Below are 12,565 nucleotides of genomic sequence, written 5' to 3' on the forward strand. Positions count from 1 at the left end.
CATGGCGGAGGTCCGGCTCCTCGATTCCGCCGAGCAACAGATAGGCCATGGCGAACAGCAGGCTGCGATCGATCTCGCACGCCGCCTGCCGGCCCTCGTCGTCGCGGCGCGGGAAGTGGCATCGAGCCTGATGCACGGCATGCACGGACGCCGTCGCGCCGGTCTCGGCGAGACCTTCTGGCAATTCCGTCCCTTCGTTTCGGGCGAGAGCACAAGCCAGATCGATTGGCGCCGCTCGGCGCGCGACGAGCATATCTATGTGCGCGAACGCGAGTGGGAGGCGGCGCATTCGGTCTGGATCTGGATGGACCGCTCGGTCTCGATGGCATTCACCTCGACGCTCGCGCTGCAATCCAAATTGGAACGCGCCATCGTGCTCGGCTTCGCCGCCGCCGATCTTCTCGTGCGCGGCGGCGAGCGCGTGGGCGCGCTCGGCCTGACGCCGCCGCTTGCGACCCGCACCATCATCGAACGCTTCGCCGAAGCGATCCTCGTCTCCGACCGCACGCGAACCGACGCGCCGGAGGAACTGCCGCAGGCCGCGCCGCTCGCGCCGCGCACCCGCGCCGTTCTCCTCAGCGATTTCCTGAGCGATCCAGACGACATCGCGCGCACGGTCAATGCCATGTCGGCGCGCGGCGCCAAAGGACATCTCGTGATGATCGCCGACCCGGTGGAAGAAACCTTTCCGTTTCGCGGCCATACCGAATTCATGGATGTCGATTCCACGGCGACCTTGCGCGTGGGGCAGGCCGAAAGCTTTTCCGAAGATTATATCCGCCGCCTCGCGGCGCATCGCGACGCGGTCGCCGAGGTGGCGCGCAAACGCGGCTGGACCTTTGCTTTGCACCGGACAGACCGGCCAGCGTCCGAAGCCTTGCTCGCCCTGCGCACCCGCCTTGAAAGCGGCGCCGAAACTGGTAGAGCCAATTGATGTTCGGTTTGCCGCTGGTTTTCACCGTTCCCTTCGTGCTCGTTGCCCTGGCAGGGCTGCCTGCACTTTACTTTCTGTTGCGGATCGTCCCGCCACGGCCAAGGCGCATCCCCTTCCCGCCCCTGCGCCTCATCCTCGATCTGCGGCCGAAGGAAGAAACGCCTGTTCGCACGCCGTGGTGGATTTTGCTCTTGCGCCTCGCGATCGCGGCGCTCGTCATTTTCGCCATGGCGGGCCCCATTCTCAATCCACTGCCCGCCGGTGAAGCCGGCGAAGGGCCGCTCGTCATCGTGCTCGACGATGGCTGGCCGGCAGCGCCGACCTGGGACGATCGCGTCACCGCGGCGGCACAGCGGATCGAGGCAGCCGGGCGCTATGGCCGTCTCGCTGCCGTGGTTCCGACCTCTGACGCCGGGCGCGAGATCGTCGCGGCCAATGCCAGCAAGGCGCTCGAGCGGCTGCGCGCCATCAAGCCGGTGCCTTATATTCCGGATCGGCTTGCAAGCTTTCCGGCAATCGAGAAATTCATCGCATCCAAACCGAAGGCGGCGCTGGTTTTTGTGGCAGACAGTGTCGAACGCGGCAATGGCCGCGCCTTCGCGCAAAAGCTCGCGGGCCTCGGCGTTCCGCTGACATTGATCGCCGATCACCGTCCGGTGCGCATATTGACCGCGCCGCGCAACGAAGGCAGCTCCCTCAACGTCCGCGTCTCGCGCTCGGCCGCGCGCGGCGCCGAGCAAGGTCAGGTCCAGGCTTTCGATCTCAAAGGCGCCCGGATGGGCGAAGCCGCTTTCGATTTCGGCTCGACGACGGAAGCCAAAGCGCAATTCGATCTGCCGGTGGAATTGCGCAATGAAATCGCGCGGCTTGAAATCGCCGGCGAACATTCGACCGGCGCCGTCACGCTTCTCGACGAGCGCTGGAAAAGACGGCGCGTCGACATCGTCAGCGGCGAAACCGCCGATCTCTCGCTGCCTTTGCTCTCGCCCACCTATTATCTCACCCGCGCGCTGAACCCCTATGCCGATGTGCATGAGATCAACCAAGGCACAGCCGATCCCATTGCCGCGGCGCTCGACGATCATCCGGCGGTCATCATCCTCGCCGACATCGGCACCGTCTCTGGTGCCGTGCATGAAAAGCTGACGCGATTCGTCGAAGACGGAGGCCTGTTGCTGCGCTTCGCCGGCACCCATCTCGCAAGCGCATCCGACGATCTCGTTCCTGTTCAACTGCGCCGCGGCGGCCGCGTTCTTGGCGGCTCGCTGTCTTGGGAAACGCCGAAAACGCTGGCGCCCTTCGATCGGCAGAGTCCGTTCTACGGGTTGAAGACGCCGGACGAGGTGAAAATTTCGCGTCAGGTCCTGGCCGAACCCGAGTCCGGCCTTCCGGACAAAACCTGGGCGCAGCTTTCGGACGGAACACCGCTCGTCACCGCCGAACAGCGCGGCAAAGGCATGATCGTTCTGTTTCATGTCACGGCGGATACGACATGGTCGAACCTGCCGCTGTCCGGCCTCTTCGTCGACATGCTGCGCAAGATCATCGCGCTTTCGACCCAGACCGCGAAAGATCAAACGGACAAGACGGCGACGGCCGCCAATGCCGCGGCCGGCGACAAAACGGTTCTCGCCTCTCCGCGCCGGACGCTGGATGGCTTCGGCGTGCTCGGCGCGCCGCCCGCGACGGCGAAATCGATTCCGACGACATTCGACGGTATCGGCGATGCCGAACACCCTCCTGGCTTTTACGGGCCGCCCGATGCGCTTCTCGCCGTGAATGCGCTCGCACCGGACGATATGATCCAGACTGCGGATTATACTGGCCTGCAAATCCAGACCGAAGCTTTGCACACGACGGAGCCTGTCGATCTCCGGCCTTGGCTGATTACCCTCGCCTTCGTGCTTTTCCTGATCGACGCGCTGGCCTCTCTTTGGCTTGTCGGCGGTTTGCGGCGGCCGGGCCGCCATGCGGCGGCGACCATGGTGATTCTCGCCTGCTGCGGTTTCGGCGGCATCGGCTTATGGTCTCAAGCCCATGCGCAACCGGCACAAGCGATCACGGAACCGCTGTCGCCCAACGCGCTTGAATCGGTCTTGGAGACAAGGCTCGCCTATGTGCTCACCGGCGATTCGCATGTCGACGAGATCAGCCAGGAAGGTCTGCTCAGCCTGTCACGCGTGCTTGCCGCGCGCACGTCGCTAACGCCGGGCGATCCGATCGGGCTCAATCTCGCGCAAGACGAGCTCGCCTTCTATCCCTTGTTGTATTGGCCCATCGTTCCCGGCCATGGCCAGCCGACACCCGCCGTGCTCGCCAAGGTCGCCGCCTATATGAAGCAGGGTGGCACCATTATTTTCGACACGCGCGATGCGCTGACGGCGCGCCCCGAAGGTCCACCTACTCCCGAAGGCCGCTGGCTGAAGCAAATGCTCGAAGGTCTCGACGTTCCGGAATTGGAGCCCGTGCCGGCCGATCATGTCGTGACCAAGACCTTCTATCTGCTCGACGGTTTCATCGGCCGCTACGCCAATGGGCAGACCTGGATCGAAGCGCTTCCGCCGGCGCCGAGCGACGGCAGCGCCCGGCCGGCCCGCTCCGGCGACGGCGTCTCGCCGATCATCATCACGTCGAACGATCTTGCCGCCGGATGGGCGAGCGACCGCAGCGGCGAGAGCCTTTATTCCCTCGTGCCCGGCGGCATGCGCCAGCATGAGCTCGCCTTGCGCGGCGGGGTCAATCTGGTCATGTATACTCTGACCGGCAATTATAAAGCCGACCAGGTTCATGTCCGCGACCTTCTCGAGCGGCTGGTGCATTAGGGCGGTGGACGGGCCCGATTGACACGCTCGTGAGCGCTTGAGTTCGCGCCGCGCTGACGCTTTATGCTACTTAACGCACAGAACGAAGCCGGAAACTTGGCTTATTTTTTAAATCGTCCTTCAAGTTCCGCAGATGAGTGCATTCGAGAGAGACGGGCCGCAGCCAAGCATCCATGCCGAACGCATAAGCGTCGAACAGGTGGCTGCGCTTTACGGCTATATTCTCGTCGGCGTTCTTGGCGCGGGTTGCGCCGCCATCATTCTCGCCATATCGCTTCATCTCATAGGCGCTGTTTCACTAGGTAACGCGCTTTTCTTTGCGGCGTTTGCCTCCGCCTGCACGTTTTTGCATTTGGCGCTCCGGCACTTCTATTGGAAGAGCCCGAGGCGCAATGAAGACTGGCGCATCTGGGCAGGCTGGTTCGTCGCGGCGAGTTTGGCCGACGGCGTCATGTGGGGCTGGGCCGTCATCTTTCTGGTCACGCCAGGGCATGAGACGGAACAATATCTCGTCCTCGTCGTCGCTTTATCGGTCGCAGCCGGATCAATCAGCGCCTTGGGGAGCTATATGCCGGCCCTCTACGCGATTTTCTTTCCCATTACGCTGCCGTTCCTCGCGATGTGCCTCGTAAGAGGCGATCCGATCCACGAGGCCTCGGCAATTCTCGCCGTCGTCTACATCGTTGCCATGCTCGGACTGGCGCACCGGACCAATGAGAATTTTATCGAATCGCTTCGCTTGCGCTTCGATAAGGATGTCTTGGCCGAAAAGCTGCGCCTTGAAAAAGAGCGCGCCGAGGAAGCCAATCTCGCCAAGTCGCGCTTTCTTGCTTCCGCCAGCCATGATCTGCGCCAGCCCATTCACGCGCTCGGCATGTTTCTCGGCGCCTTGTCCCAGCATGAGATGAGCAATGAAATGCGCCGCCTCGTCGGGCATATGGAAGGCTCGGTCGAGGCTATGGACAGTCTGTTCAGCTCGCTCCTCGACATTTCGAGGCTCGACGCGGGCGTCGTTCAATCGCATCCGCAGACATTCCGCATCGATTCGCTGCTGGAACGGATCTGCCGCGACAATCGGAGCGAGGCGGAAGAGAAAAATATACGGCTCATCTATTGCCGAAGCTCGCTCACCGTCTTCACCGATCCCATTCTGCTCGAACGGATTTTGCGCAATATCATTTCGAATGCCGTGCGCTATACGGACAAGGGCCGCGTGCTCGTCGGCTGCAGGCCGCGCGGCACGCGTCTCAAGATCGAAGTCTGGGACTCGGGCCGAGGCATTCCGCAAAACCAGCATGATCGCGTCTTCGAGGAATTCTATCAGCTCGGCAATCCGGAACGCGATCGCACCAAGGGGCTCGGGCTTGGGCTCGCGATCGTCAAGCGGTTGACGGTCATTCTCGATTGCCCCTACGAGCTTCGCTCGCAGCCGGGCAAAGGCACCGTCTTTACGATATCGGTTCCGATTACCAATGCCGCCTCACTCGCCGAACAGCTGGCGGATGTATCGCCAGGCCTGTTGCGGCGCGGCTTGATCCTCGTGGTCGATGATGAAATCACCATTCGGGAAGCCATGCACAGTCTTCTGTCCGGCTGGGGCCATGAAGTGATCCTCGCGGGCTCCGGTGCCGAAATGCTGGAGCAGCTCGCCGATTGCCCGAAGCGTCCCGATCTCATCATCTGCGATTACAGATTGCGCGCCGGCGAAAACGGGATCGATGTCATAAGGCGGCTTCAATCGGAATATAACGACGATATCCCTGCCGTCTTGATCACCGGCGACACGGCACCCGATCGCCTCTCGGAGGCCAAAGCCAGCGGCTTTCTGCTTTTGCACAAGCCCGTGGCCAATGTGAAATTGCGTGCCACGATCAGCCATCTGATGAGCCCGCACCACGACGAGCCTTCGCACGAGTCAGATTAGAACCGTCAGATCAAGTTTGCCTGACGCGCGGCACTCGCGGCCTGCATGCGGTTGACGACGTTTAAGGCCTTGAAAATGCCGGTCACATGGACTTTCACGGTCTTTTCGGAGAGGCCGAGTTCGAGCGCGATCTCCTTATTCGAGAGGCCGCTGCCGAGAAGCTTCAACACGTCGATCTGGCGTTCCGTCAGGCGCGGATTGCCGCCGGGCGCACGCTCGCTTTTGGCCCTGTTCATGGCCGAACCTGCGCCGTCGAGCATCAACGGCGGCACATAGACATTGCCTTGGAGCACAAGCTGCAATGCCGAGAGAAGGGTTTTCGGGCTTGCCGATTTCGGCACATAGCCGAGAGCGCCCGCGGCCAGCGCCTGCCTCACATCTTCCGGATCCTCCGAAGAGGAGAGAACGATGACCGGCAGCACGGGATGGCGCTTGCCGAATTCGACGAGGGCCGGCATGCCGGCAAGGCCGGCCATGGACAGATCGAGCAGAACCGCATCGAGGTCCGTATGGCTCTGCGCGATGTCGAGCGCCTCGGCGCCATCCTTTGCCTGAAGCACCGACATGTCATCGGAGGACTGGCGCAGCAAAGCCGCCAAGCCTTCGCGCACAACGCCATGATCGTCGACAATCAAGATTTTCATCACGTCCCTGTATCGCCCGCCGCGAAGGGATTCGGCAAGGCCGGGACCGCGGCGCCGGAGGCCTAAGCCGAACTAAGCCTTAAAGCCCAATTTACCGGGCGCGCGGCGCGCGGGATCATCCTGCGCCTCGCTCGATGACTTTGCCCCCAGCTTGAGCGAGGCAGTAAATTCTACCTTTCGAGCACGAAGCGATTTAGGAACAAAGCTCTATTGAGAGCCGTCCGGCGAACCAGCCGGGCGGCTTTTTGCATCGGCCGCTTTATATTGGGCCGCGGCAATTTCATTTTTGCGCTCCCGGCGGCTAAAATGACATAAGCGGCCGACAGGAGCGCCTGCCCCGCGAGACATGGTCCCATCCTTGCGTGCCTCCCGGCCGCGCCTCCATTCGATCGTGGAAAGCCCATCCAAACCTCAAAAGGCAAATCATCGGGACTTCTGTTCATGGACAAGATTCGTAACTATCGCGATCCGAAAATCACCACGCCGGGCGATATCCCTCTGTCCGAAGCAGGCAAGCTCCAGACGCATCCGGCTGTGATCGCGGCGATCAACGCGGTCGCGAGCGAGCGCCGCCCGGCGCGCGTGCTGTTTCAGGCCCCGACCGGGACCGAATGCGATCATATCGTCATGGCGCTTGAGGAATATATCCACTTCAAGGATTTCGAGGCGACCGAGGACGGCGTCTATCAATGGGGCGCCGACGAAATCCGCATATGACGTGAAGCGAAGTGGTCGTATCGCGCCGATTCTTGCTTTAGAAGACGGCAAACGACCATCAACCTTCGCAGGCCCCAACCCGTGTCCAAGCCCGAACTCGACGACTATATGGATCTTTTCCGCCGCTACGGAAAAGATTTCGGCGATGCCTATCTCGAACCCGAAGATGAACGCTTCCGGTTTCTCTTCGACCAGATTTTACGGCTGCTCGCCCAGCCATCCGCGTTCAATCTGACGCTCCCCGAGCCGTTTCGAACCACGGCCTATCGCTATCTTGCAGGCGACGAGGCGACGATCGCGCATATGAAAGTGGTCGAGAACCGCCATTTCATGCTGAGCGACGTCTACGACTATCTGCATCTCATCGATAAGATGGGCAATCCGAAGCAATAGGACCCAAGCTCCTCATCCTGAGGAGCAAGCAATCCAATTCCTATTGGATTGCTTGCGTCTCGAAGGACGAGGAGCGCTCTTGATGGATGCGGCGTAGAGGAACGCCTGACGCCCTCAATCCTTCGAGACGGGTCCTAACGGACCCTCCTCAGGATGAGGGCTCCTCTGTGTCCGTGATATCAGCTCGGCTTTCTGAGCATGAAAGACGGCGGAGCCGCCGGCTTTGGCGGCACGGGCTGTTGCGGCTGCGCCGGTTTGGTTTTGGACGTGCCGCTATAAGACGTGCTCATTGTATCGCCGATCATTGCCCGCTCTATTCGAATGCCAAGACATTTGCTGTCTTGGCATAAGTCGAGCTGAGGCCCGGCGTCAATCCGGAAGCACCTGACCTTTCGTTTCAAGTGCAAAAGGCACGATGAGAATCCCAATGCCGAAGGCGATCGCCGTGAGTGCCACGGGATAGCCGAGCGTCCCCCATTGCAGCACCATCGCGCCAAGCAAAAAGTTCACCCCGGCGCCGATGAACCGTCCGAAGGATGTCGCGAAAGCAAAAGCCGTCGCACGCACGGACGTCTCATATTGCTCCGGCAGCCAGAGGCTGAAGGCAGCGAAATTGCCGCCGCCAAAGCCCAGAAAGAAGAGCACGATAATGAATGGCACAAGCCCTTTTTCGAGATAGAAAGCCCAGCCGAAAGCCGCAACGATGGTCACCATCATGATCGCGAAATAGCAGGCCAGCGCTGATTTGCGGCCGATCTTTTCCGCCAACACCGGAAAGGCGAGGCAACCCAAAATCGTGCCGATCGACAAGACCGCCGTGCCCGACGAGACAAGACGCACGACATCCTGTCCCTCGAAGCCGGCCTTTTTGGCAAGCTGCGTCAAAGCCGCCGGCTCGTAGACGGCGCCTGCCCAGAGTCCGATGATCGCAATCGACAGAAGCGCCGCGTTGACGATCGTGCGCTTCAGATATTTGGAGCCGAAGATTTCGGCCAAAGGCTGAACGCGTTTCGCATCGTCGACCTGGGCTTTCCAGCGCTCTGGCTCCTTCACTTTCGCGAGCGTGAACAGGGCGACGACGATCGGCGCTATGCCGCAAAGAAACATGGCGCGCCAGCCAAAGGCCGCGCCAACCGTGAAATTCAACGCCGCGGCGACGAAGAAGCCGCAATAATAGCCCGTCTGCAAATAGCCCGCGCCCATCTTACGCCGGTCTTCCGGCCAGGCTTCGGCGACATAGGTTCCGGCCATCGCCCATTCGCCGCCGATGCCAATGCCCGCCAAAAAGCGGAATAAGGCAAGCTGCCACACCTGATCGGCAAAGACGGCGGCGCCGGTAAAGATCGAATACATGATGATGGTGGCGGCCATCGTCTTGGTCCGTCCGAACCGATCCGCGATCGGACCCCAGATGAAGGAACAGCCCCAGCCAATGAGAAAGACGGCGAAGAGGATCGAACCGCCAAAGCCTATATTGGCCGGCGTGACCGCATAGCCGGATTTCGGCAGGAGCTCCGTCAGCGCCGGCGCAAGAACGATGGCATAGATGAAGGAATCCATGCCATCGAGCATCCAGCCCGTCCAGGCGGACCAGAAGCCGATGATTTGCTGGCGATTGAGCTTGGTATGCGGACGCGCGACCGCGTCGCGGGCCCAGACGACCTCTGCCATGTTTCCATCCCCTGTTCGCCGGCTTGCCGCGGCGTGATCCCTCCCGCCGGTTTGCCAGTCGGTGGTATATTGTAGGCTAGCACGGGGATTGCGCGGTAAACTAGAGGCAAATCACTGTTTTGCCGGCCTTGAAGGCAATAAGGGCGCGCTTGGGGCTGAGGAATTCTCTATGCTGCGGCGCGAATAGGAAGAGCGATTGCTTTGAATTCAATGGCGATTACATCTTATACGAAAACCTGCGCCGCCGCGCCGTCCAGCCCTCAGTTTCATTTGACGCATGACCTCTGACGAAAGTCAGGTTTTTGGGATCATGCACGAGGAGTTCCGTCACCCGTGTCCGCGCTCATCCATCGCCCCGTCCAGCCGGGAGACCATGTCTTTCTGGTCGATGGCTCGTCCTTCGTCTTTCGCGCCTATTTCCAGTCGATTCGGCAGGACGCCAAATATAATTACCGCTCCGACCGTCTGCCGACGGGCGCCGTGCGGCTGTTTTGCACCAAGCTCTTTCAATTCGTGAAGGACGGCGCGGCCGGATTCAAGCCGACGCATTTGGGTATCATCTTCGACAAATCCGAGAATTCCTTCCGCAAGGAAATCTATCCGGCCTACAAAGGCAATCGCTCCGAGCCGCCGGAAGATCTGATCCCCCAATTTCCGCTGATGCGCGCCGCCGTGCGCGCCTTCAACCTGCTGCCGATCGAGCAGGACCGCTATGAAGCGGACGATCTGATTGCCACCTATGCGCGGCAGGCACGCGACCGCGGTGCGGACGTGCTCATCATCTCCGCCGACAAGGATTTGATGCAGCTGATCGAGCCGGGCGTCGCCATGTATGACCCGGCCTCCGGCGAAGCCGGCGCCAAAGGCTCGCGCGAAGAGCGCAAGATCGCCGAGGCCGAAGTCTTTGATTATTTCGGCGTGGCGCCGGATAAGGTCGTCGATGTGCAGGCGCTCGCGGGCGACTCGACCGATAATGTGCCGGGCGCGCGCGGCATCGGCATCAAGACCGCCGCGCAGCTCATCAACGAATATGGCGACCTCGATACATTGTTGGCCCGCGCCGGCGAAATCAAGCAGCCAAAGCGGCGCGAATGCCTCACAAATCCGGAAGCCGTCGAGCTCATCCGAGTCTCGCGCGAACTCGTGAGGCTTGTGCGCGATGTGCAGCTCGAAGTGCCGCTCGACGATCTCGGTCTCGCCATGCCGGAAGGCAAGACGCTTGTTGCCTTCTGCAAGGCGATGGAGTTCACGACCATCACCAAGCGCGCCGCGGAAACCTTCGGCGTCGATGCCAATCTGATCGAACCGGACCCTGCCTTCGTGGGCCAAGCCGGCTGGCGCGGTCGCAATGGTGAGGCCCAAGAGCCGCCGGCACTGGAGCTGACGTCGCCAATTTCAGCTTCTGCTTCGCAGAAAGATCCAGTCACCACCAAAGGGCCAAAGCGCAATGCGCGTTATGGCGAGCCTGTGGAACCGACGGCGGTCGCCTCAGGCCCCGGCCATCTCGCGGCCGCGCGGGCGGAGGCCTTTCGTACCCTGCCTTTCGACCATAAAGCCTATGAGACGATCACCGATCTCGTGCAGCTCGACTCCTATCTTGCGACGGCGCGCAATCGGGGCCTGATCGCGGTCGATACCGAGACGACCTCTCTCGATCCGATGACAGCCGATCTCGTCGGCATTTCGCTCTGCTCGGCGCCAGGACGTGCCTGCTACATCCCGCTTGGTCATGTCGGAGAAGGCGCGACGGATTTGTTCGGCGGCGGCAATCTTGTGCCCGGCCAGCTTCCGGCCGATGCCGTCTTCGCGCATTTGAAGCCGATCCTCGAAGATCAAAGCGTGCTGAAGATCGCGCATAATATGAAATATGATTGGCTGATCTTCAAACAGCACGGCATCGAGGTTTCGCCGCTCGAAGACACATTGCTTTTATCCTATGTGCTCGACGCCGGCCGCACCGATCACGGCATGGATGTGCTAGCTGAAAAATATTTCGGCCATAAGCCGATTTCCTTCGCGCAGGTCGCTGGTTCCGGCCGCAGCTTCATCGGCTTCGCCCGCGTTCCAATCGACAAGGCGACGGAATATGCGGCCGAGGATGCCGACGTTGCCTTGCGGCTTTGGGAGGTACTCAAACCACGATTGCCGGCCGAATCCATGTCGCGCGTCTATGAAGGGCTCGAGCGGCCGATGATCGACACTTTGGCGCGCATGGAGCGGCGCGGCGTCTCGATCGATCGCACCATCCTCTCGCGACTGTCGGGCGAATTCGCGCAAGATATGGCGCGGCTCGAAGCCGAGATCTTCGAGCTCGCGGGCGAGGCCTTCAATCTCGGCTCGCCGAAACAATTGGGCGATATTCTCTTCGGCAAAATGGGCCTGCCCGGCGCCAAGAAAACCGCGACCGGCGCTTGGTCGACAGCGGCCGGCGTGCTTGAAGATCTGGCCGAACAGGGCAATCCTTTTGCAAGATTGATCCTGGATTGGCGGCAGCTCTCCAAGTTGAAATCGACCTATACGGATGCGCTGCCCACGTACGTCAATCCGTCGACGCATCGCGTGCATACATCCTATGCGCTTGCCGCGACGACGACGGGACGGCTGTCGTCCTCCGAGCCGAATTTGCAGAATATCCCCGTGCGCAACGAAGCTGGCCGCAAGATCCGCAAAGCCTTCATTGCAAGCGAGGGCCATAAGTTGATCTCGGCCGACTATTCGCAGATCGAGCTCAGGCTGCTCGCGCATATCGCCGATATTCCGCAATTGAAATCGGCTTTCGCGCAAGGTCACGACATCCACGCGATGACGGCATCGGAAATGTTCGGCGTGCCGATCGAAGGCATGCCGTCCGACGTGCGGCGGCGCGCCAAGGCGATCAATTTCGGCATCGTCTATGGCATTTCGGCTTTCGGCCTCGCCAATCAGCTCGGCATTCCGCGCGAGGAAGCTGGCGCCTATATCAAGAAATATTTCGAGCGCTTTCCCGGCATTCGCGACTATATCGACCAGACCAAGAAATTCTGCCGCGAGAACGGCTATGTCGCCACGATCTTCGGGCGCAAATGCCATTACCCGCGCATCACAGCCTCGAACCCATCCGAGCGCGCGTTTAACGAACGCGCCGCGATCAACGCGCCGATCCAAGGCTCGGCCGCCGACATCATCCGCCGCGCCATGGTGCGCATGGACGAAGCTTTGGTGAAGGCCAATCTCTCCGCGCAAATGCTGCTGCAAGTGCATGACGAATTGGTCTTTGAAGTGCCGGATGCCGAGGTCGATGCGACGATCGATCTCGTGCGTCGCGTGATGGTCGATGCGCCGCATCCGGCGCTCGATCTCTCCGTCCCGCTACAGGTCGATGCCAAGGCCGCGCAGAATTGGGACGAGGCGCATTAAGGATCGGACTATATTTTCCTAGCAGCGCTTCATATTATATTGTATATACGTTTTGAGCACCTAT

The 12,565-nt window shown here is 60.9% G+C and carries 8 protein-coding genes; 6 read left to right on the forward strand and 2 right to left on the reverse strand.

Annotated features, from left to right (window positions below):
- Nucleotide 1: 1 nt before the first annotated feature.
- The 3 genes from A3OQ_RS0100430 (at nucleotide 2) to A3OQ_RS20970 (ending at nucleotide 5,680) form a co-directional block, all read left to right on the forward strand.
- The gene (locus tag A3OQ_RS0100430) at nucleotides 2-934 is read left to right on the forward strand and encodes a DUF58 domain-containing protein (protein WP_020173373.1); all 933 of its coding nucleotides are present in this window, start codon (nucleotides 2-4) and stop codon (nucleotides 932-934) included.
- On the forward strand, nucleotides 934-3,756 hold the full coding sequence (locus A3OQ_RS0100435) for a DUF4159 domain-containing protein (RefSeq protein ID WP_020173374.1): 2,823 nt from the start codon (nucleotides 934-936) through the stop codon (nucleotides 3,754-3,756). The genes A3OQ_RS0100430 and A3OQ_RS0100435 overlap by 1 nt, the downstream gene beginning before the upstream one ends.
- A 133-nt stretch (nucleotides 3,757-3,889) precedes the next feature.
- Nucleotides 3,890-5,680, forward strand: coding sequence for an ATP-binding response regulator (locus A3OQ_RS20970; RefSeq protein ID WP_020173375.1), 1,791 nt, complete (start codon nucleotides 3,890-3,892; stop codon nucleotides 5,678-5,680).
- A 5-nt stretch (nucleotides 5,681-5,685) separates the two neighbouring features.
- Here A3OQ_RS20970 and A3OQ_RS0100445 read toward each other — a convergent pair whose 3' ends face one another.
- Entirely contained in the window at nucleotides 5,686-6,324 is a 639-nt protein-coding gene (locus A3OQ_RS0100445) for a response regulator (RefSeq protein WP_020173376.1), read from the reverse strand.
- Nucleotides 6,325-6,765: 441 nt separating this feature from the next.
- Here A3OQ_RS0100445 and A3OQ_RS0100455 point away from each other — a divergent pair, with 441 nt between their 5' ends.
- Both A3OQ_RS0100455 and A3OQ_RS0100460 read left to right on the forward strand, forming a co-directional pair.
- The gene (locus A3OQ_RS0100455; RefSeq protein ID WP_020173378.1) at nucleotides 6,766-7,041 is read left to right on the forward strand and encodes a hypothetical protein; all 276 of its coding nucleotides are present in this window, start codon (nucleotides 6,766-6,768) and stop codon (nucleotides 7,039-7,041) included.
- A gap of 81 nt (nucleotides 7,042-7,122) precedes the next feature.
- On the forward strand, nucleotides 7,123-7,434 hold the full coding sequence (locus A3OQ_RS0100460) for a hypothetical protein (RefSeq protein ID WP_020173379.1): 312 nt from the start codon (nucleotides 7,123-7,125) through the stop codon (nucleotides 7,432-7,434).
- A 369-nt stretch (nucleotides 7,435-7,803) separates the two neighbouring features.
- On the opposite strand, the gene A3OQ_RS0100470 is transcribed toward A3OQ_RS0100460, so the two are convergent.
- Nucleotides 7,804-9,105 (reverse strand): MFS transporter, encoded by a 1,302-nt coding sequence (locus A3OQ_RS0100470; RefSeq protein WP_020173381.1) that lies wholly within the window; start codon nucleotides 9,103-9,105, stop codon nucleotides 7,804-7,806.
- Between the two features lie 333 nt (nucleotides 9,106-9,438).
- Here A3OQ_RS0100470 and polA point away from each other — a divergent pair, with 333 nt between their 5' ends.
- Nucleotides 9,439-12,501: a DNA polymerase I gene (polA, locus tag A3OQ_RS0100475; protein WP_020173382.1), complete on the forward strand. Its 3,063-nt coding sequence runs from the start codon at nucleotides 9,439-9,441 to the stop codon at nucleotides 12,499-12,501.
- Nucleotides 12,502-12,565 lie beyond the last annotated feature (64 nt).

This window comes from Methyloferula stellata AR4, from assembly GCF_000385335.1.
Lineage (GTDB): Bacteria > Pseudomonadota > Alphaproteobacteria > Rhizobiales > Beijerinckiaceae > Methyloferula > Methyloferula stellata.